Genomic DNA, 21,920 nt, shown 5'->3' on the forward strand with positions numbered 1-21,920 from the left:
ATCGTCATGACGCATCCTCAACTACGCATCGTGTCTGTGTGTCTTCGTGTCTTCGTGTCTTCGTGCCTTCGTGCCTTCGTGCCCTTCGTGTTGAAGAGGGAACTCTGAACGACCAGCCCAGACGGATGACCGCCTCTTCGGTCCCCAGGATCGCAAGCGGGTCCTTACGACGAATGCCAATCTAATCCCGCCGCGCCGTGGGTGGTTGCGCCCCTTCACCCACCGTCGTGTCATACCAAACCCCATCCGGCACAGGCACCGGGACCGGCGTGCTGATGCCGACCTTGCCTTCCGTCCGGCGCGACGAATCCACCGCGACGAAGCTCGTGAAGCTCGACATCAAACTGTACTCCAACGCCACCTGCTTGATCTGCTGCGGCAGGTCGAAACTCGGCCGCCAGGTCGCTTCATCCGCCAGGTCGGCGATCTTGCCTCGTGCCCAGATCGGCGGGAGCGCACGGGCCGTCAGCCCTGTCGCCGCCGTCACCGGCACGCTGACAGACTGCGTCCGGCCGTTCATCCGGCCGCTCACCAGCACCTTGGCCGGCAGCGCGCCATCGAACTTCCCGGTCAGGATGATCGGCCGGCCGACGAGCAGGTCGCCGGGCTGGCGCGGGTAGATCTCCCGCGCATTCATCGTGCCGAAATCGACGGCGATATCGGTCATCGCCGGGTGACGCACGCGGTCGAAGAACGCCGCCATCGCGGTGTCGGCGTTGTCGTTCAGGCTGATGTACGCCGCCGCGCCACGCCCCATCTTGGCCATGTGATCGAGCAGGTAGCGGTTGGTGCTCTGGCCGACGCCGAAGCTGAAGACGCGTGCGTCGCCGATCCACTGGTGCATCGCACCCAGGATCTCGCCCTCGTTGCCGATGAAGCCGTCGGTCAGGAAGCAGACGACGCGGGTGCGCTCCAGATCTCGGGGGAAGTCCAGGCTCTTGCGCATGCCTTCGAGCATCATCGTGCCGCCGCCAGCCGACATGCGATTCACGTAGGCCATCGCGGCGTTGATATTGTCCGGCGTGGCCGGCACCGGCTGCGGCGCCATCTGCTCGGCCTCGTTAAAGAACTTGACGACCTGGAACCGGTCGTTCGGCCCGAGGCGTTTCAGGGCGTGCAGCATCGCCGACCGCGCCTGCTCCATCGGCCGGCCGGACATGCTGCCGGAGACGTCGATCGTGAAGACGAACTCCAGCGGCTGGACCGGCAGGTCCTTCAGCGTGGCGGGCGGGACGATCATCATCGCGAAGTGCCCACTTGGGAGGCGACCAACGCCATCGCTGCGCGTAAGGTTCCCAGCAATCGCGGCATCATCGCCGATCGCCGCGATCAAACCCGTCTTCACCTTGTCGCCGGCCACGCGCCAGCGGAGCACGAAGTCCTTGTTCGGCAGCGTGTCGTGCGGCGACAGCGCGATCGTTGCCCGCCGGCCGTCGTGGCGCTGCACCTGGACCGCGTGGTTCACCGACGCCAGTTCCTCGTAATTTACGCCCGCGTCGAGATCGACCGCGATCGCGATATCGTGCCCTGTGCGCGTCTCCGGCCGCAGGTAGGTCACTTCGGAATTCTGCCCCGAAGTGCCCCGCGCGCCGGGGCCGACCGCGCCGATGCCGTCACGAATGTGCGGCGGATTGAACCGTGGCCCGACCACCGTCGGGAACGCCAGCTCGTACCAGCCGTCGGCATAGGTCAGCGTGTTGAAGTACCGGATGTTGATGTCGATCTGCCTACCCGGCTCGATGTTCGCGACCGACTGGGTGAAGACATTCGGCCGATCCTGCACCATGAGCGCCGCGGTGAAGCCCTGCGCCCTGGCGTTTTCGTAGATCTGCCGGGCCTGCTCCTTCTCTCGGATGACGCCGCGAATCTTGCGGTCGCCAACGGTCATCACAAACTCGTTGACGGCCGCGTTCGCCGGCAGCGGGAAGACGTAAACCGCTTCGATCTTGACGCCGAACGGGTTGTGGAACTGCTGGGTGACGTCCACCGCGGCGATGTAGCCGGCGATCTGGGCTTTGACGTCGGTGTGCTTAAGTGGGCAGGGCCGGAACTCCTGCGGCGGGGCGTCCGGTGCGAGCTTCGCCATCAGCGCGCCCGAGCGCGGCAACAGGTCGTCGCCCGCGGCGGCGGGGACGATGTCGCGTTTCTCGATCACCCAAAGCTCTTCGCCGGGCGCGGGGAGGGACGACGGGGGGACGAGGTCGGAGATGGCGCGAGACCGGTCATCGTTCGGGAGAAGGATCGAGTCCGAGCGCCTGGGAGACGGCCCCGTCGGCTGTCCCGCAGTGGGAACCGACATGTTCGGCGCCATGGCCTGCAAGCGCGCCTCTCGGCTCTGCTCGGCGTGCAGTCGCTGGCCGGTATAGGACTCGCTGTTGCCGCAGCCCGACATCGCCACCGCCACTCCCAGGAGTGGAACGACGATCAGGCAAAGCGTGACGACCGACCAGCGCGTCCATCGCGATTGTTTCATTCGAAGCTTCATTGCGTACTCCTTCTGATCGGCCCCATACTCACTGCGCACTTCGCTTCACGCCGGCGTCTGAGCGTACTCGCGAAGACCCGGATTCTTCCCGCGTCCGGTGCCAATCGCACCGTGAGTCCGGCATCCGGCATCAACAGGACCCCCGAGGGGTCCACGACGCTTGCCACGGGTGGAGCAAGTCCGGCGAAGCCGGAATTGCGGAACCCGTGGTTCGCCGCACCACACTCAACAATTGCCCCGGAGGGGCAGAGGAGCCGTCGTCATCGTTACGACTGACTGACGCCGGCCGACTTCTCACGGCTCCTCCGCCCCTCCCGGGGCGGGTGTCTCATTGGATCGTTTCCACGGGTTCCGCGGTCCGGCTTCGCCGACCTGCTCCACCCGTGGCAAGCGTCGTTGACCCCTCCGGGGTCATTCTGAGGCATCGCCGGCATCCCTGTAACGGCATGCCTGTAACGCCTCGCGTGGATCCACGGACTCACTTGTGGTGCAGGCTTTCCAGCCTGCATGTGCAGCCTGGAAAGACCGCACTAAAAACAATCAACGCACTGCAGTCTCCACCGTCAGTTTCGCCGGGATGATTGACCCGTCCGCGCCGGCGGCGGTTTGCAGCGTCGCGACGTATTCGGCGTTCTTGTCGCCGGTCACCTGAACGTGCAGCCGGGCGACGCGGGTTCGGCCTTGTGGCAATTCTTCGGCCGTGCTGTACGCGGCGACAATCACCCTCTCGTCGATCAACGCCCTGGGGTCGTAGTAGGGGGGCTGGGCGAAGGCGGGGTGCTCGCCGCCTTCAAGCCCGGCGAGCAGCGCGGTCTTCGTCGCCGAGTGGAGCGTGAACTGATAAGCCGCCAGCGGCTTGTCGCCGGCGTCGATGTAGACGTCGACGGTTTCGAAGCGGACAGGGACGGCAACCGGGACTTCTGCGATCAGAGTAGGGCGGGCATTGCCCGCCGGAATGGGCGTTGGATTGTCGGGTTGCGCCGCCTGAAAAGCTGAACATTGAACACCGAACACCGAACACCGAACACCGAAGTTCGCATCAGATGACATTTCGATGTTCGATGTTCGATGTTCGGTGTTCGATGTTCGCCTCTCCACGCCCTTTCCCGCGCGCGCCGTCGCATAAGCCGCCAGAAGCGTCATCGCGATTCCAAAGCATCCGAATGTCATTCGAAAAACGTTCATTGCACGCCTCCCTTCACGCGGACGGCGATCGCCGCGATCTGGTCCACGTCGCGCTGGTCGATCACGCCGTCGCCGTTGGCGTCCCAGCTGGCGGCGGTTTTGCCCGTTTTCACGCCGCGGGCGACGGTGAAGGCATCGAGGATGTCCACCCGGCCGCTGCGGTCGATGTCCTGGCGCAGGAAGCTGGCATCGACGACCGTCGGCCGGGTGGCGGGGGAGGCAGGCGAACCGGGGGCGGCATCCCCCTGCGTGTCCCCGGCGGCAGCGCCGCCGGCACCGGCCGACATCGCAGGTTCGGCGCTGTTCATCGCCACCGGCGAACGGCTGGGCGACAGGTCTCCCGTCGGCGATGTCGCCAATCGCACGCCGACCACCACCAGCACCGCCGCCGCGATGCTGCCGCCGACCCGCAGCCAGACCCGGGCCCGCCTCTGCCGGGCGAAATAGGCGCGAGCTTCGTTCCGCACGCGGGCGTCGACGGCGGCCGGCACGACCGGCGTCCGCTGGGCCGACCGCAAACCCGCCAGCAAAGCCGGCGGAAGGGCGTCGTCGGAGAATGTTTCGGGGTTGGGGTTCATCGTCGATCCAACTGGTAAGGCAACAAGCGGGTCCGAAGGTTCACAGAAATCTCAGCTACGACGGACAAGCGGTCAAAAAGCCGATTGAACGACGCGCAAGGACCGTTCCGAATGGCTTTGATTTGGGGAATTCGTGCTTTTTGCGCGCCACAACCTTGGGTTTGGACGCAACACCCGGTTGCCGGGAGGACGAACCAGGCTCATCCACGAGAACCGGACTTATCCAGCACTGCGACCGATGAAACGTCGATCTACACGGTGTCGTTCCATCTGCTTTGATTTCCACTCGATTTACCACTCGTCAGGTCGCTTTCCCATGGTCATGGGGCGGCACGTCTCCACGCGGAGAGCATCTCGCACAATTATACCGCGCGTGGCGGATTTTGTAAGTATAATGTTTGGTTCCTCTTTCTACTTTCGGTGACCCTCTCAAATCCGCGTACCCGCGCTCCGCTTCGCGTCGCGGCTAACCGGGTGGGGTTAGCCGCGACGCGAAGCGGAGCGTGTTCCCGATGCGGGGAGTTCCCATCACGAACGAGCGCCCCTCACCGGGGATCGAAGTAATCCTTCGCCCGGGGATCCTCCCGCAGCAGATTAAGAGCGTTGTGCAATCGCGACTTCACCGTCCCCAGGGGGATCTGCAGTGCCACGCCAATCTCCGCCAGCGACAGGCCGTCAACGAACCGCATGAGCAGCACCTCGCGATGGGTCTCGGGAAGCGACGCCAGCACCTCGGCCAGCTCGGGCCGGCTGTCGGACGGGTCGGCGGAGTCGCGGTCGGGCGCGGCGTCGAGCGCGATGTCGTCAGACACCAGGCGCAGGGTCTTCTTCTTCGCCGCCAGCGCCAGGTGTTTGACGACGGGGTAGAGAAAGGTCGTCATCGACGCCGTCAGCCGAAACCCGGGGAACTTGCGGTGCAGGTAGCTGAACGTTTCCTGGAGGACATCCAGCGCGTCGGCGTCGTTCCCGGCAAAGCGGGCGGCGAGGCGGACGACCCAGTCGCGATGGCGGAAGTAAAGCGCGTCAAACGCCGACGCATCTCCGGCGTTCAACGCCGCGACCAGCTCCAGGTCGGATCGAGGATCGGCGGGCGGGGGAAGCGTCACGGCGGGGAGGATGGACGCGATGAATGCAAAATGCAAAACAGGCGATGCAAAATGCAAAGTCGAAGTACGATGGCTTCCTTCATTTTGCAGTTTTCATTGCGTGTTTTGCATTTTGCATGCTCGTCCCCTTACCCTCACCACCCCATCGCCCGCCCCGCAATGTGAAACACCTCCACATATGCATTGCCCCACGCGCCTTGCCGGAAAAACCGCGTGGGCGCGTCGGGGCTGCCGACGAACGGGCGGAGCACCCAGCCCATCTGGATGCCGACGAACGCGTAGATCAGCAGCCAGCCACGCATCATCAGCCGGTGCCGCGGGTCGCGGGCGATCAGCGGCTTGTACGACCGTTTGAGGGTGAACTGGCCGGCAATGCTGGCGATCGCGAACATCAGCGCGTTGAACATGAGCGCGGCGTTGTAGTCTTCGACCGACGCGTACCAGAACGCCGTGAACGGCGCGAGCGACGCCAGGATGACGGTGATGCCCGCCTGCATCGCGACAAGTGATCGCAGGACGTACGCGAAATCCGCCCGCAGGCCGAGAATGGTATTCAGCACGAAGAAACTCGGAAGGCTGAGGACGAACGTGACCAGCAGCAGCAGGGGCACCTTCAGGCCGGAATAAACCGGCTGGAGCCATCGCTCGGCGGTGAGGCCGCCGAAGGTGCCCATGGTGGCGCCGTAGAGCACGCCGAACAGGCCGATCGTCAGCAGCAGACGCGGCAGCGCCGAGCGCGGCGATTCGTCGCCGGCGACGTCGCGGCCGCGGAGAAGGCGATCGGTCTGGCGGAGGAAGGAACGCATGAGCTCAGCACTGGACTGATTGGCTCGACGCCACTGGAAGAAGATTGAGCCACAGATGCACACGGATGGACACAGATAAGAGAAACGCAGGCAGTCGCTGATCGTCGGACGCCCCCCCCATCGGTCCGCCGAAGTCAGCCGACGGTTTGTCGCCTTCCTATCGGTGCTCATCTGCGTCCATCTGTGGCTGACCTCTTCCCTCAGTCGCCGGTGTAGGTCTTCGTCGTCGCCGGCGGCAGCGGCATGCCGGCGCGGTCGTCGTGCCGCTGCCTTGCTGGCTTGGCCTTTTTGGTGTCCCATGTGGCGACTTCGCCGATCTTGTTCACGACGGCCTCGAAGAAGTTGCTTTCGCGTTCGCGGAAGAAGGTGAATGGCGCGTTGGGATTGCCGATGAAAGGCCGAAGCACCCAGCCCATCTGCGCGCCGACCAGGCCGAACACCAGGATCCAGATCTTGAAGATCGATCTGACGTGCGGGCCGAAGGCGTGACCCTCGATGCGGTCCAGCGCGCCCGGCGGCTTTGAGACCGACGCCGGCAACTCAGACGAATACGCCTGCGGGGCGATAGACTCGGCCGGCACCTCGGTCGGCGCCGTGACGGCGATTGGCGTCGGAACGATCGCGGCCGCATCATCCAGTTCCCGCGCCACCGCGAGCCGATGCAGCGTCTGCAGCAGAAACCGCATCCCCAGCACGCCGGCGATCGCGAACATCACCACGTTCAGCAGCACGATGAACGGGTAGCTGGTCGTGCAGAGGGAGAAGAACACCAGGATCGTGCCGAACGAGGCGAGCACCGCCATCGTGACGGCCAGTGCCGCGACCATCAGCCGGCCGACGGATGCGAAGCCCAGCCGCGAGCCGACCAAAGCGTTGAAGACGTAGAGCGAAGGGAAGGTGACCAGCAGCGTGAGGCTGAAGAGCATCGGCACCTTCGACGCGCTGGCGAGCATCTGCAGGTAGCCCGAGGCCTGCGTGTCGGTGCCCCAGCGGCCCATCAGCGCGAACGCGCCCATGCACGCGCCGTAGACCGCGCCGAGGAGGATGAGGAGGACGGAAAGTCCGCCGAAGGGAAGGGCGATTGACCCACCACGAAGGGAGTCGAGCCGGGTCGCTTCGCCTTTGAGGACGCGGTCGAGAGCTTTGAACCAGGTGAGCATTGGAAAGTTCCCCGTGTGAGAGTTGGAAATACTTTACAATGCAAAGTTAATGTGTCAAGGCATTTTTGGGGGACGGACATTCTTGTCTTTCACTCGGGCCGGAAGTTCGACATCGAACGTCGATCCGCGGTCTTTCAAGTCATTCAGTCGACGCAATGAGGGCGAACCGGTAGCCGTGAATTAAGAAACCGGCTGAGCTTCGAATGGTCCTTGCGGTCCCGAGTGACAGACAAGAATGTCTATTCCCCACACGGCTCACCCGCCGGCGCCCACGTAGTGAATCGCCCGCCCGTCGGCGACACCCGCCGCTTCCATAACCGCCTCGCTGAACGTCGGGTGCGGGTGGACGGCTTCGATGATCTCGGCTTCGGTCGCTTCGAGTTTCTTGGCCAGGACCAGCTCGGCGAGCAGTTCGGTGACGCTCTCGCCGATCATGTGAACGCCGAGCAGTTCGCCGTACTGCTTGTCGAAGATGAGCTTGACGAAGCCGTCGGTTTCACCGGCGGCCTTGGCGCGGCCGCTGACGTTGAAGGGGAACTTGCCGACCTTGATCTCCTTGCCGGCGGCGCGGGCCTTGGCCTCGGTGTAGCCCATGCTCGCGACCTGCGGGTGCGTGTAGGTGCAGCCGGGCGTGAACTTGTAGTCCATCGTGTGCAGCGGTTTGCCGGCGATCGCCTCGACGACGCTCACCGCCTCGTGGTGGGCAATGTGCGCCAGGTCCGGGTGGCGCTGGCCGGCGTTGGGCGAGTTGGCGGGCCAGTTGAAGATCACACAGTCGCCGACCGCCCAGACGTTCTCCACATTGGTCTGGAAGTGGTCGTTCACCTTCACCCGGCTCCGCTCGACTTCCAGCTTGCAGCCGGGGGCGACCAGGCCGTCGACATTGCCGGTGACGCCGATCGCCACCAGCACGACGTCGGCTTCGATCACACCGGGCTTGCCGCCGGAAACATGCACCTTCACGCCGGCATCGGTCACTTCGACCTTCTCGGTCTTGGTCCTGGTGCGGACGTCGATGCCGCGCTTGGCGAAGACGCGCTCGAGCAAAATCGAGACGTCGTTGTCTTCGATCGGCAGCAGGTGGTCCATCATCTCGACGATCGCGACTTCGGTGCCGATCGCGTTGTAGAAGTCGGCGAACTCGCAGCCGATCGCGCCGGCGCCGATGATGACGATCTTCTTTGGCTGGGTTGGCAGGTTCATCGCCTCGCGGCTGCTGATGACCTTCTTGTAATCGAACGGTGCGAACGGCAGCGGCGTGGGCTTCGCGCCGGTCGCGATGATGATGTGGTCGGCGGTGACTTCTTTTTCGCCGTCCTTGGTCTTGATCTTCACCTTGTGCGGTCCGACGACGATGCCATCGCCGAGCTCGTGCTTGACGTTGGCCTTGCCCAGCAGGAAGCCGATGCCCTTGGATAGTTCACTGGCGATGCCACGGCTCCGGCCGACGAGCTTGCTGAAGTCGATCTTGAGGTTGTCGAAGGATACGCCGTGCTTCTCGGGCTCGGTGCGCATCTTGCGGATGAACGCGCCGTCGTCGAGGAGTGCCTTGGTGGGGATACAGCCCCAGTTGAGACAGGTGCCGCCGAGGTTTTCCTTCTCGACGCAGAGGGTTTTCTTCTTGAGCTGCCCGGCGCGGATCGCGGCGGCGTAGCCGGCGGGTCCGCCGCCGATGACGATGATGTCGTAGTCGTAGCGGACCTTGGGCTGGGCAGGAGCGGGGGACGGTTTGGTTCCCGTCGGCGCAGCCGCCGCTTGCGGTTTCGCGGATGTAGCAGCGCTGGTTTGCGATGCCGCAAGCGGCTGCTTCGCAGGGGCAGTCGGAGCAGCCGAAGCTGCCGGGGCAGGGGACGCCGCCTTCGGCGCTGCCGGGCCGCTGCCCGCGCCACCAGCGCCCGCCGACTTCTTCACGTCTTCGACCTTTTCCGAACCGGTCGCGAGGACGGCGATCGTCGCGCCGACGGGAACCTTGTCGCCTTCCTTCGCGAGGATCGCCGCGATCGTGCCGGACTCAGACGATTCCATTTCCATGGTCGCCTTGTCGGTCTCGATCTCGGCGATCACTTCGCCGGCCTTGACCTTGTCCCCTTCCTTCTTGAGCCATTTCACGAGGGTACCCTCGGTCATGGTGTCGCTCTGCTGGGGCATGTTGATCTTGGCGGGCATGGAATCTCCGTAGGGTCCGCCTTGGCGGACGCGATGGCGCAAAATGGACGGCGATATCAGATTTCCGTGGAGTTCGATGGGAGAAGCGAATCGCGGCAGGGGATAAACCACGCCACGAATCGCGTCCGCCAAGGCGGACCCTACGGGACGGGAGATTCTAGGGAGTTGTGGGGCGGGGGCAACGGTAGTTGGTCAGCCAGTCGACGCATGGTAGGTTTCAGAAATGACGATCGAAGATGCCCTTCGACAACTTCACGACACTGCCGAGGCGGCACGGCACGCAGCGTTCGTAAGGTTAAGCAGCCTGGAACGGTCGGATTTGGACTCGTTAGACATACTGATTCAGTCGCTAAGGCAAGATGTCGATCGGAACACGAGATTCGCAGTACTCGCGGGGTTGCTCGTTTTGGGACCAGAAGCGGCGTCTGCAATGCCTTCCGTCGCGTTACAAATTGACGATTCCTGGCCGCCAATTAGGCAACTGGCGATGACGGTATTCGCCCGTTTCGGACGATGCTCGGATGAAATGATGGCGAAGCTGATCGGAATCCTTCATCGCGATCCGATTGCGGGAAATCGCGCAGAAGCCGCGCGGACAATCGCAACACTCAACTCGGGCAGTGAATCAGCGCTCAAGAGTCTAATCCAGGCGTTGAATGACGCCGATCGATCAGTCCGGAGCACTGTTGCCACACAGCTGCGCGTGCTCGGCGGCGGGGCGGCGGCCGCAATCCCCGCTTTACGACGTCTGGCTGGGGAACCAGAAACGCCAATGCTTCTAAGGTTTGAGTTCAAGCAGGCTGCGGACGTTATCGAATGGCGCGTGGCAGGTAACGATGGCCCAATGCCTGAGCCACCACGTCGCCGGCGCGGGAAAGCATGATGGATCCGGCGGGCAGTGCCCGACCTAAACCTACACCAACATCAACCCCGGCTCCTCAAGCAACCCCTTCAGCGTCCGCATGAACTCGGCGGCGGTCGCGCCGTCTACCGCGCGGTGATCGCAGCTCAGCGTCAGGCTCATCGTCCAGCGAGCGACGATCTGGTCGTTCTTCACCACCGCGCGCTTCTCGGCGGCGGCGACGGCGAGGATCGCGACCTCGGGCGGGTTGATGATCGCGCTGAACTCTTTCACGCCGAACATCCCCAGGTTGCTGATGGTGAAGGTCGCGCCCTTCATCTCATCGCCCTTGAGCTTCTGGGCCTTGGCCTTCTTGGCCAGTTCGCCCGTGCGCTGCTGGAGTTCCTTCAGGCCCATCTGATCGGCGTTCTTGATCACTGGCACGATCAGGCCGTCGGGGATCGCGACCGCGACGCCGATGTGGACGTCGCCGAAACGGGTGATCGAATCGCCGGTCCAGTGGGCGTTGACGGCGGGGTGCTTCATCAGTGCGACGCAGGACGCCTTGGTGACGAAGTCGTTGACCGACACCTTCACGCCGTCGGCTTCGAGTGCCTTGTTCAGACGGACGCGCATGTTGAAGAGTTCTTCGACGTCGACATCGACCGTGACGTAGAAGTGGGGGATCTGCTGCTTGGACCGCTGGAGGGCCGTCGCGATCGCGCCGCGCATCTTGGTGAGCGGCTGTACGTCGGTCGTGCCGCGCGAGACACGAGCGGGTGCAGGCGTCGCTTGCGGTTTGGCGCCATCGGCCTTCTGTTCGACGGGGGCGGCGGGAGCCGGCTTGAAGTTCAGCACGTCCAACTGGACGATCCGGCCGCCGGGACCGGAACCCTTGACCTGCCGCAGGTCGATGCCCTTGTCGGCGGCGATGCGGCGGGCCAGCGGCGAGGCGAACAAGCGGCCGCCCTGGCCGTTCTCAGTCTGGTGGACGGCGTAGGCCGCGGCAGCGGCTTTGGCTTCCTGCTCGGCGACGGCGACCGTGGTGTCGCTCGTCGGCGGGTGAAAGCCCTGGCCGCCGGCGGGTTCTTCGTCTTTCGAGATCGGGGCGCGCTGGGCCTTGGGCGCGGTCCAGCCGGGGGCGGAACTGCCGGCTGGCGATGCAGCAGCAGCCTGCGGCGCGGGGGCCGATTCGGCCTTGGCTGCCGGTGCCGCGGCGGTCGAAGCACCCGCCGACTTCTTCACGTCTTCGACCTTCTCCGAGCCCGTCGCGAGGATGGCGATCGCCGCACCGACCGCAACCTTCTGTCCGTCCTTCGCCAGGATCGCCGCGAGCGTGCCCGCCTCGGACGACTCCATCTCCATGACCGCCTTGTCGGTCTCGATCTCGGCGATCACTTCGCCGGCTTTCACCTTGTCGCCCTCTTTCTTGAGCCACTTCACAACCGTTCCTTCGGTCATCGTGTCGCTCTGCTGGGGCATGTTGATCTTGGATGGCATTCTCTTCTCCGTAGGGTCCGCCTTGGCGGACGCGAGGGCGCAAATATGTCGATGGCTTCAGACTTGTGCAGGGCTTCAGCGGCGAGGGCGAATCGGTATTACCTTCACCCCGCAAAAGATCGCGTCCGCCAAGGCGGACCCTACGTCTGCTTTTTGCCTGCTCTTTATCGGTAGCAGACGTCCTTCACGGCCGACACGATACGGTCCACGCTCGGCATCATCGCCTCTTCCAGGTAATGATTGAACGGGACCGGGATCTCGTCGGAATGGACGTATTCGATCGGGGCGTCGAGGTAGTCGAAGCAGGGCTTCTGAATCTTGTACAGGATGCCGCTGCCCATGCCGGCGTAGCCCCAGTCTTCGTCCACGATCACGCAGCGGCCGGTCTTCTTCACCGACTCCACGATCGTGTGCAAATCCAGCGGACGCAGGGTGCGAAGGTCGATCAGTTCGACGTCGATCTGGTGGTCGTTCACCAGCGCCTCGACGGCGGGGCGGACGACGCGCTGCAGCGGCCGGCCGTAGCTCAGGATGGTAACGTCTTTGCCCTGGCGTTCGACGTTCGCCACGCCCAGTGGGATGGTGAAGTTGGTGTCGTCGGGGACTTCGCCCTTTTCGTTCAGCATCTTCTCGGATTCGAGGAAGATGACCGGGTCGTCGCAGCGGATGGCGCTTTTCAGCAGGCCCTTGGCTTCGGCCGGTGTGCTGGGGCAGACGGTGATCAGGCCGGGGATGCGGGCGTAGACCGATTCCATGCGGTGCGAGTGCGTCGCGCCAAGCTGGTGGGCGATGCCGTTACCGCCGCGGAAGACGACCGGCACCTTGTACTGTCCGCCGGACATGTAGCGCACGTTGGCGGCGTTGTTCACGATCTGGTCGATGCAGACCCAGGTGAACGACCAGCTCATGAACTCGACGATCGGCCGCAGGCCCATGGTGGCGGCGCCGACGGCCAGCCCGCTGAAGGCGGCTTCGGAGATCGGCGTGTCGATGACGCGGCCGGGGCCGTACTTGTCGAGCATTCCCTGCGACACCTTGTAGGCGCCGTTGTATTCGGCGACTTCCTCGCCGAGCAGGAACACGTTGGGGTCGCGATCCATCTCTTCGGTCATCGCGGCACGGAGGGCTTCTCGGAGTTGAAGGACGGCCATAGGTTTGTCAGTTCGTGGTCAGTGGTTCGTCGTCAATCGTCGCGATCGATGGAAGCAGCAATCCCTCACCTGTCGTCCTGAGGTACCAGGTCCTTCGGAGTACCCCGGGATGACAAGCGGGTGCGGGCCAGGCGTCGGTGTGCCTTCACTTCGGCTGGTACGGATAGGTCTCGGCGAGGATGTCGTCGAACCGCTCGTCCAGCCCCGGGTTCGGGTCGGCCTCGGCCTGTTCGACGGCCTGGTTCACTTCGCTCTGCACTTCGGCTTCCATCGCCTCGATCTGCTCCTGCGTGACGAGCCCGCGGCTCTTGAGCTTTTCGGAGTAGAGCAGGATCGGGTCGCGGAGCTTTGCCTTCTCGGCTTCTTCCTTCGGGCGGTACTTCATCGCGTCCGACATCGAGTGCCCGCGGAAGCGGTACGTGTTGACCGAGTAGAACGTCGGCCCTTCGCCACGCATGCCACGCTCGGCGGCCTTGGTCATGGCGGCGATGACGGCGTCGACATCGTTACCGTCGACGTTTTCCGTCGGCATGTTGTAGCCGAGCGCCCGCTTGGCCAGATCGCGCTCGGCGCTGTGCCGTTCGACCTGCGTGCCCATGGCGACGCCGTTGTTTTCCACCATAAACACCGCGGGCACCTTCAACAGCGACGCCATGTTGAGCGCCTCGTTGAACGTGCCCTGGTTGATCGCGCCGTCGCCGAACAGGCAGTACGTTACGCCACCGTTTTTCTTGTATTTCTGAGCGAAGGCAAAGCCGAGTCCGAGGGGAATATGGCCGCCTACGATGCCGTGCCCGCCGTGGTTGCCCACTTCCTTATCGAAGAAGTGCATCGAGCCGCCTTTGCCCTTCGAGCAGCCGGTCGCCCGGCCGAAGAGCTCGGCCATCGCGGCCCGGGGGCTCATCCCCAGCGCCAGCGAGTGACCATGGCAACGGTAGCCGTTGACCAGCGCGTCGATGCCTTTCTTGAAGATCGCGGCGATGCCGACGGCGACGGCTTCCTGCCCGCTGTAGAGGTGGCAGAATCCGCCAATCTTCATTTCTTTGCTGCCGTCCGGCAGGGTGCGCGGCTCGGTGTATTGGACGTAGGTCTTTTCTTCGAACCGACGGATCAGGAGCATCGTCCGCAGACGCTGGCGCTCCACTTCGCCGCCGCCTTGCGGCTGACCATTGCCGTTGGGAATCGGGGCGGAGAGCTTTACTTTCCGTTCAAGTTCGTTGGCTACAGCCATTCGAATAACTCCAAGGGGCGACTGGGAAACGAAGCCGCGGAAGTGCGGCGATCGGGATTCCATTCAAACCAGCGCGGACAACAATCACGGCGATTCGCGGAGCGGTCGGTTCGGCGAGCGGACACCAGCCACCGTCCCTAAAGATCGGTCGCCAATGGCAGCCTGACCAGTTTAGGCATTTTCCATCGCCGTTCAACGGGGATTGCAGCGAGGATCGTGAGGAGTTTTGCCGGATATCCGACCTGCCCGCAACTGACGCGGCGACAGAAGCTTCCGAACCATCGCCGGCTGACGGCCTTTACCTTCAGCCGAGCCGCCGGAGGCCGCCAGCCCCAGGTGGCCCCGCCAGCAATACTTATCTTAGGCGGAGCATTATCGGGGTTGAACGGCCGACGGCTCCCACTTCGTCAGATCGGTGTTGCCAATTCCAGATTCCTGCCCGATCATCCCCAAACCCTCTCTCACAGAAAGACGTTCCAATCATGTCGTCGGCCAGATCTGTCAAGCGTTCTTCCCAGACCCACCGTTCCAACCACCTGAAGACCGCCGCGATCGAGGCGCTCGAAGGCCGCCGGCTGATGACGTTGATTTTCGAGCCGCTCAGCGCGCTGCAATCGACCGCGGACCTGTTCACCGACTCCACCGGCACCCGCGTCTACGCCCACGACGGTCGCGTCCTGCGGTTTAACACCAGCGATATCCCCGCACTGGAAGCTGCCGACGCCGCCAGCGCCGATTTCCTTCTGCAGGATGCCGCCGGCAACCTGTACGGGATCGACAATGAGGCCACCCCTACCGCGCAGGAAAGGCTGTTCGTCATTTCGGCCGGCAGCACTGCCGTCACGCCGCTGGTGACGTTCGATGGCACCAACGGAACGTTCCCAGAAGACATCGCCATCGCGCCCAACGGCGCGATTTATGGAACCACACGGAGCGGTGGCACGAACGATAAAGGCACCGTCTACAAGTTCGATCCGGCGACGAACACTTTCACCACGCTCGTTCACTTCGACGGCACCAACGGCGAGACCCCGCAAAGCGGGCTCTACGTCGATACCGAGGGCAACCTGTTCGGCACGACCCGAGACGGCGGTCAGTTCAACGCCGGCACCATCTTCAAAATCACCAAGGGAACCGACGCCTTTTCCACCCTCGTGACCTTCGACGATGTGGACGTCGGCGGCTTTCCCCGCGGTGACCTTGTCCCCGGCCCCGACGGACGCCTTTATGGCACCACCCGGACCGGCGGGGTGGGTAATCTCGGCACGATCTTCACCTTCAACCCCAATGACGAACTCCCCATAGTTCCCTTTACATTGGCGTCGTTCACGCCGGATACCGCCGACGCGAACATCAAAGCGCTGACCATTGATGCCGTCGGCAACGTGTTCGGCGTTGCCGAGGAGGGTGGGACCAGCGAAAACAACTCCAATGGCTCGATGTTCACCTACATGCAGGCCGTCGGCGAAATCCAACAGGTCAACCTCTTCTTTCCCAATACACCGATCGGGCAGGATCCCATCGCCGCCTTCCATGTGGATGAGGAAGGCAACCTGATCGGTGTCACTGAAGACAGCGGGTTCAAGGTCACTGGCACCGGCTTCATCACGGCTGCCGATCTTGCAGTCCTCGGCGACAGCAACGTCGTCAACCTGGGCACCTTTAGCGCTCCCGACTTCGTCACCCAGGGGGCCAACCTGAGCCGCGACGCGGCGGGCAACTTCTACGGCACGACCATATTTGGCGGTGCCAACAATCTGGGTACGGTTTACAAGATCGATGCCGCCACCAACACCAGCAGCATCATCGCCAGCTTCGACGGTGCTAACGGCCGTGGCCCGGCCGGCGGCGTGATTCTGGACGCGGCGGGAAATCTGTACGGTACCACTCGAAACGGCGGCACGAACGATGCCGGCACCGTCTTCATGATCGCCGCAGGCACTTCAACGATCACGACGCTCGTCAACTTCAACACCGTCAACGGTCGCGAGCCCTTTGCCGCGTTGACCCTGGACGCCGCCGGCAATCTGTACGGCACCGCAGCGGCCGGTGGTGCCAACAGCAAGGGCGTGATCTTCAAACTCGACGCCGGGACGCACGCCTTCTCCGTCCTTGCGGACGGCGACCAAATCACCAACGGTCCCGAAGGTCTGCAAGGCGGTGTCATCGTCGACGCCGCCGGCAACCTCTACGGCACCAGTAACGCCGGCGGCCTCTCCAACGAGGGCACTCTCTACAAGGTGGAGGCCGGCACCAATGCGCTTAGCGTGTTGCTCGAGTTCGACGGGCAGAACGGCTCGCTGCCCGACGGCGAGCTGCTGCTCGATGCCGGCAACCTGTATGGCACGACGTCAAACGGTGGCCCGACCGACAATGGAACGGTCTTCCGCTACAGCATCGCCAACGACACGCTCACAACGCTCGCCTCGTTCGACAGCACCAACGGGCGGGTACCGCTGGGCGGGGTTCTGCTGGACGCGGCCGGCAACCTGTACGGAACGACCGTGACGGATGGCCCGAACGGACGGGGCACCATCTTCCGTGTCGCTGCCGGTTCCAACCAGGCAGTAAACCTGGTCGCCTTCAACCAGATCAACGGCGAGAGCCCGGAAGGAAGCCTCCTGGTGGACGCCGGCGGCAACCTCTTCGGCACCACACGCCGGGGCAACAACCTGGGCTCCGGGCGCGTCTTCAAGGTGACCGATACCGGCTTTGTTTTCGGCAAATCCACCGCAACACTGCCGACCACCGCGATCGCCGGCCAGGCCGCCAAGGGCAAGATCACCGTCGATTTCCCCAACCCCTCTGCGACGGCCACGTTCAGCGACACCGTCACGATCAAGCTGCTGGCCTCGAGCGACACCGCTTTCGACCCGTCCGATGCCGAGGTCCTGACCGTCACCAAGAAGCTCAAGATCAAGCCCGGCGCAACGGCGGCGATCAAACTCGCGACCAAGAGCTTCCCGGCCAGCCTCGACAGCGGTGCCTACTTCCTGATCGCCCGGGTGACGCCCACCGGCGGCACAGCCCGCACCACCGTCACCGACGCCTTCACCACCATCACGGCGGCAACGCAAAACCTCGCCGGCACGGCGCTCGCCCCGGCAACGCTCAAGGCCGGCAAGAAGGGCAAGATCACGCTGACACTGACCAACGGCGGCAACGTGGCGATCTCGTCCGCGGTCGCGATCACGATTACCGGCGCGCCCAACGGCAACCTCCTGGCCCGCGAAGCGATCGACACGGTTACCAAGAAGATTGCCCTCAAGGCCGGCCAGACGAAGAAGTTCACGCTGTCGTATCTCGTCCCGGCCAATCTGGCGGCGGGGCAGTACAGCATCGTCGCCGACCTCGACACCGCTGGCGCCATCGCCGAGACCAGCGAAACCGACAACCTGCTCGACAGCCCAGTGGTGACGACGGTGAGTTGAGGGAATGCGCTATGGTGGCAGGGTGGCGGCTGGCATGGGCAAGTGTACTCGCTTGCCCGTGACGGACACCCATCGACGCTCACCACGGGCAAGCGAGTACGCTTGCCCATGCCACCCAAGCACGCTCGCGTACGAACGACTTTCCAGTACCAAAGAAGAAAGCCGCCGGCGAATCCTTCGCCGGCGGCTTTTCGTACTTCATTGACACTGCGGCCCGACTACAGGGTCCTGGCGGGCCGCTGCCCATCCTACGAGACCGTCGAGACGGCCGTGCTGAGCAGGACATTGTCCTGCTCGTTGGATTCCACCAGACCGTTGTTCGGATCGAGCGCCACCTGGATGTTGTAGGTGCCCGCGGCGAGGTTCGGCGGCACGCCGAACGATGCGGTGATCTTCTTGGTCTGCCCGGCGTTGATTTTGAACGTCTTGGTTTGCAACGAGATCGCAACGGCCGTCCCAGGCCCGCCGCCAACGGGCACGGCATTCACGGCAAACTCCACCACTTCCGAGATTGGTGCGTTGCCGGTGTTGGTGATCGCCAGCACCACCTTCGCGGACTTGGCGGGAACCAGTTTCGCCGGGCCCGTCGCGGTGCCGGTCAGGTTACGGGTGGCTGCGGTGACGGAGACGAAATCATCGGACACTGTCGTCCGCGTCGCGCCGCCGGTCGGCGTCACCTCTGCCAGCAGGAAGTACGTGCCGGTCTCCAGCGTTCCCGGGAGACTCTTGATCGGCAGCTTGATCGTCGCCGTCCCGCCGGCCTTGATCTTGAGCTTCTTCGTCGCTGTCAGAAGCAGCGCGTCGTCCTGGTTCAAGCCCACATCCTGCGACGTCCGCAGGTTGATCGTGACCGTATTGTTGAATGCCGTCGTCGCGGACGGATTGGGGAACAGCACCGTGATCTTGCCCTTGATCTTCTGCCCGGCGATCGCGGTCGCGGGGAGTGTTGCATCGGACGTACCGAAGATGAACCCGGCGTTCGACAGCTTGAAGACCGTCCCGTTGTCAGCATTACCGCCGGCGTTGGCGGCACCGATGAGGCTTCCATCCGCATCGACCGTGAGGTCGCCGCGGGGGCTCCGACCTTGCGCGCCGGCGATCGATGCGACGACAGCCGTCGCGCCGTTGGTGATGCGGTAGACGACGCCGTTGTCATTCGCGCCGCCGCTGGATGTCACGCCGTACAGGTTGCCGGCGGCATCTGCGATCAGTCCGGACGAGGGGCCGTCTCCGTTGCTGCCGTCGAAGGAAAGAACGGTGGTCAGCGTGTCGGAGATCGGCGTGTAGCGGAAGACCGTCCCGTCGTCGGTCGGTCCGCCACGCGAAGTCGTGCCGACGAGGTCTCCGTTGGCCAGCAACAGGAGCTTGGCGCGGGGCTCGCTACCGGTCGTCGAGTTGCCGTTGGCCCCGTCGAAGGATTTCAACAGCGTAATCGTCGTCGTGCCTGCAGCGACCTTGTAGATCGCACCGTCGTCGCTGGCTCCGCCGACGCGAGCCGCGCCGAACAGATTGCCGGCGCTATCCAGGATGACGCCGCCGTAGGGCGTGCTGCCGTTGGTACCGTCGAACGAGCCGAGGGTGACAATCGTCGAAGTCCCGGCGGCGATCTTGAAGACCGTGCCCTTGGCGTTGGCGCCGCCTTCGAGGGTTGTACCGAATAGGTTGCCGGCCGAATCAATGGTCAGCCCGGCGAACGGCACACTTCCGTTGGTGCCGTTGAACGACGCGAGCGTGGTCATCGTGGACGTAGCCGGGTTGAACCTGAAGACCGTGCCCAGGTCGTTCGCGCCGCCCAGGATCGTGACGCCGTAGATGTTGCCCGCAGAGTCAATGACCAGGTTTTCGCTGGGAGAGTTGCCGTCGGTGCCACTGAAGGAGAAGAGCGACGTGATCGCGCCGGTGGTGGCGTCGATCTTGAAGAGGTTGCCTTGCTGCGACGTCCCGCCGCCGGAGGTGGTGCCATAACGGTTGCCGGCGGCGTCGCGAACCAGGCCGCCATTGGCGCCGTTACCGTTGGCCCCGTCGAACGTCGCGATCGCGCTGATCGAACTGTCGCCGAGCACGGGTAGGTCCGCACTCTGGATGAACCCAGAGCCGGCAATCTTGAAGATCGACGTGTCGCCGCGGCCAATCAGGTCGCCATTGGCATCGATGAAGAGCTTGGAGTTGGGGTAGCGGCCGACGGGCGTATTGATGTTGAACAACCGCAATGTGCTGAGTTGGCCGCTGGTGCGATCGAACTTGAACGCCGCCCCGTTGTCGTTGTTGCCCGAAGTGCCACCCTCTTTCGTGACGCCAAAGATGTTGCCAGCGGCATCGACCGTTAGAGCGGTTTCAGGACCCTGGGTGTCGTCGTTCATCTCGGTCACCTGCTCGAACGCGTTGTTCGACGGATTGAACGAGAAGAGGGTGCCGAAGCCGGCCGGCGCTCCGGCGAAGGTCGCTCCGTAGAGGAGCCCGTCGGGGCCGGCCGTCAATGACGTGGGCCGGCGGCCGGTGACGGCCTCTTCGAAGCTGACGACGGTGGTGAGGGAGGCCGTACTGGCGTCGAACTTGAAAATCGTCCCGTCGTCTCCAGTACCGGAACCTCCCCGGTCTGTGGTGCCGAAGAGATTGCCGCTGTCGTCGAGGAACAGTCCGCTGTTGGGCGACTGGCCGTTGGTGCCGTTGAACTCGGCGAGCGTTACGAACGTCGTCGGGTCGCTGGGATCAAACTTGTAAAGGGTTCCCGCGTCGTTGGCGCCGCCATTCGCCGTCGTTCCGTAAATCGTCCCGTCCGGGCCGAGGATGATATCTTCCGGCTCGCTTCCGTTGGTGCCGTTGAAGGTGATCAACGGGACGATGGTGGTCGTACCCGGTGCGATCTTGAAGATCGATCCATTGCCGGCGAAGCCGATGCCAAAGATCGTGCCTGTCGAATCCTTGATCAGCCCCGTCGCGCTTGCGGCGTCGGCGGCCTCGATCGCCGGGATGTCGGCGACCGCGAACTGCCGCACTTCCTGGGCACCGTCGGCCCAGTAGAGGGTGGTGCCGTTGGTGTCGGCGAAGATCTCCGCCGGCGACGACAGCGGGGTGAGCGGCGTCGTCACGACCGACATCAGCCGACGATCTTCCAGCGGTTCCATTAACGAGCGAACCTGTGCGGCGACAACCGAACGAACCCGCGAGAAGAACTTTCGACGCATGGCAATCTCTTTCGTGAAGGGCAAGGTGAAGGGAAACGGCTTAACCGAACGCCGGCAGATGTCGGATCGCCTGCCAGGGAAGCAGATGGGTACGGTGGAATGATGAGGACTTGCCAAGAAAATGCAATAAGCAGGGTGTGGCCGTTACGACAATCGTAGGGTGGGCGTACTCGCCCACGCTCCGCCGACCTTCGCCCATGGGACCCTCTGGCATCATTAGCGTCTGCGACCCTTCGCCGTGGGCGGGTACGCCCACCCTACGTCACTCGCCAGATGCGTGGGCGATCGCCTCGAATGCGGGCGTCTCCGGCAGCAATGGCGGACGACTTTCCCCGTCGCACCGGCAATGCCAATCGACTGGGTATCGACCCTCGCCAATCAGCCTGTGAAACGACGAGTGGGGCCAGGCGTGCGGGCAGGTGGCCAATCCGTGCTTGACGGGGTTGTAGCAGATGTAGTCGTAGTGGTTGCTCAGGTCATCACGGTCGCGGATCGCGTGCTCCCAGTACCGCTTAAGCCAGACGCCACGGGTCCGCTGCCGAACGCGCGATGCCGACCTCTCCTGTTCGTCGCCGCCTGCCGCGAGGTACGCGCGGGTGAAGCCCGATTTGAGATTTGTCAGGCGTTTCGGGTAGTCATCATCGCCGGGCGGGAGCGTGATCAGGAGATGAAGATGGTCGGGAAGCAGGACGATTGCGTCGAGCGCAAATGGGTGCAGCGTTCGGCACCGGTCGATCGCGTTCCGCAGGAGAGTACGCGACTGTTCGGCGGCAAAGATCGGGGCACGTTTTTCGGTCACAAGCGTCAGGAAGAACGTCCCGCCGACGCTGCGCCGACGCCGGTAAGATGGCATGTCCGCAAGCATACCGTGGGGTGGACGGGTACGCCCACGGGTCGCATCTCGTTGGGTGGGCGTACTCGCCCACGCTCCGCCGACTCTCGCACACGCGACCCACCGTCATCTTTGGCGCCTCCGACCCTTCGCCGTGGGCGGGTACGCCCACCCTGCGAAACTCACTCCCGCAAACGCAATCGCCCACGTCCGTCGCCAAAATGGCGCAGGACGTGGGCGATTTATGCCGGGACTCTTGGCGT

Annotated in this window: 13 protein-coding genes and 1 pseudogene; 2 read left to right on the forward strand and 12 right to left on the reverse strand. The window is 63.9% G+C overall.

Annotation, left to right across the window (positions count from 1 at the left end; all coding sequences use genetic code 11):
- Positions 1-181: 181 nt before the first annotated feature.
- The 7 genes from IPV69_RS22195 to lpdA all read right to left on the reverse strand — a co-directional run bounded on the left by IPV69_RS22195 (position 182) and on the right by lpdA (position 9,486).
- Positions 182-2,485 carry a VIT domain-containing protein gene (locus IPV69_RS22195; RefSeq protein ID WP_206291916.1) on the reverse strand — a complete coding sequence of 768 codons (2,304 nt, stop codon included), beginning with the start codon at positions 2,483-2,485 and terminating at the stop codon, positions 182-184.
- 540 nt (positions 2,486-3,025) lie between these two features.
- The gene (locus tag IPV69_RS22200; protein ID WP_206291917.1) at positions 3,026-3,535 is read right to left on the reverse strand and encodes a hypothetical protein; all 510 of its coding nucleotides are present in this window, start codon (positions 3,533-3,535) and stop codon (positions 3,026-3,028) included.
- 131 nt (positions 3,536-3,666) lie between these two features.
- Positions 3,667-4,248, reverse strand: coding sequence for a dockerin type I domain-containing protein (locus IPV69_RS22205; protein WP_206291918.1), 582 nt, complete (start codon positions 4,246-4,248; stop codon positions 3,667-3,669).
- Between the two features lie 545 nt (positions 4,249-4,793).
- The gene (locus tag IPV69_RS22210; RefSeq protein ID WP_206291919.1) at positions 4,794-5,354 is read right to left on the reverse strand and encodes an RNA polymerase sigma factor; all 561 of its coding nucleotides are present in this window, start codon (positions 5,352-5,354) and stop codon (positions 4,794-4,796) included.
- Between the two features lie 134 nt (positions 5,355-5,488).
- On the reverse strand, positions 5,489-6,160 hold the full coding sequence (locus IPV69_RS22215) for a hypothetical protein (protein ID WP_206291920.1): 672 nt from the start codon (positions 6,158-6,160) through the stop codon (positions 5,489-5,491).
- Positions 6,161-6,360: 200 nt separating this feature from the next.
- A complete protein-coding gene (locus IPV69_RS22220; protein ID WP_206291921.1) occupies positions 6,361-7,320 on the reverse strand; it encodes a hypothetical protein in 960 nt (319 codons plus the stop codon).
- 255 nt (positions 7,321-7,575) lie between these two features.
- Positions 7,576-9,486 (reverse strand): dihydrolipoyl dehydrogenase, encoded by a 1,911-nt coding sequence (gene lpdA / locus IPV69_RS22225; protein WP_206291922.1) that lies wholly within the window; start codon positions 9,484-9,486, stop codon positions 7,576-7,578.
- A gap of 487 nt (positions 9,487-9,973) precedes the next feature.
- Between lpdA and IPV69_RS22230 the strand changes: the two genes are divergently transcribed.
- Positions 9,974-10,369: a HEAT repeat domain-containing protein gene (locus IPV69_RS22230; RefSeq protein ID WP_206291923.1), complete on the forward strand. Its 396-nt coding sequence runs from the start codon at positions 9,974-9,976 to the stop codon at positions 10,367-10,369.
- A 30-nt stretch (positions 10,370-10,399) separates the two neighbouring features.
- Here the strand turns inward: IPV69_RS22230 and IPV69_RS22235 are convergent, their stop codons facing one another.
- The 3 genes from IPV69_RS22235 to IPV69_RS22245 all read right to left on the reverse strand — a co-directional run bounded on the left by IPV69_RS22235 (position 10,400) and on the right by IPV69_RS22245 (position 14,209).
- Complete coding sequence (locus tag IPV69_RS22235; protein ID WP_206291924.1) at positions 10,400-11,827, reverse strand: pyruvate dehydrogenase complex dihydrolipoamide acetyltransferase; 1,428 nt, start codon at positions 11,825-11,827, stop codon at positions 10,400-10,402.
- A gap of 164 nt (positions 11,828-11,991) precedes the next feature.
- Positions 11,992-12,978: an alpha-ketoacid dehydrogenase subunit beta gene (locus IPV69_RS22240; protein WP_206291925.1), complete on the reverse strand. Its 987-nt coding sequence runs from the start codon at positions 12,976-12,978 to the stop codon at positions 11,992-11,994.
- Between the two features lie 145 nt (positions 12,979-13,123).
- The gene (locus IPV69_RS22245) at positions 13,124-14,209 is read right to left on the reverse strand and encodes a thiamine pyrophosphate-dependent dehydrogenase E1 component subunit alpha (protein WP_206291926.1); all 1,086 of its coding nucleotides are present in this window, start codon (positions 14,207-14,209) and stop codon (positions 13,124-13,126) included.
- A gap of 482 nt (positions 14,210-14,691) precedes the next feature.
- Between IPV69_RS22245 and IPV69_RS22250 the strand changes: the two genes are divergently transcribed.
- Complete coding sequence (locus tag IPV69_RS22250) at positions 14,692-17,640, forward strand: choice-of-anchor tandem repeat GloVer-containing protein (RefSeq protein ID WP_206291927.1); 2,949 nt, start codon at positions 14,692-14,694, stop codon at positions 17,638-17,640.
- Positions 17,641-17,888: 248 nt separating this feature from the next.
- On the opposite strand, the gene IPV69_RS22255 is transcribed toward IPV69_RS22250, so the two are convergent.
- Positions 17,889-20,825 (reverse strand): choice-of-anchor tandem repeat GloVer-containing protein, encoded by a 2,937-nt coding sequence (locus tag IPV69_RS22255; protein WP_206291928.1) that lies wholly within the window; start codon positions 20,823-20,825, stop codon positions 17,889-17,891.
- Positions 20,826-21,231: 406 nt separating this feature from the next.
- Positions 21,232-21,690 (reverse strand): annotated as a pseudogene (locus IPV69_RS22260) (REP-associated tyrosine transposase); the annotation flags it as partial.
- Positions 21,691-21,920 lie beyond the last annotated feature (230 nt).

It is taken from the genome of Humisphaera borealis (assembly GCF_015169395.1).
Classification (GTDB): domain Bacteria; phylum Planctomycetota; class Phycisphaerae; order Tepidisphaerales; family Tepidisphaeraceae; genus Humisphaera; species Humisphaera borealis.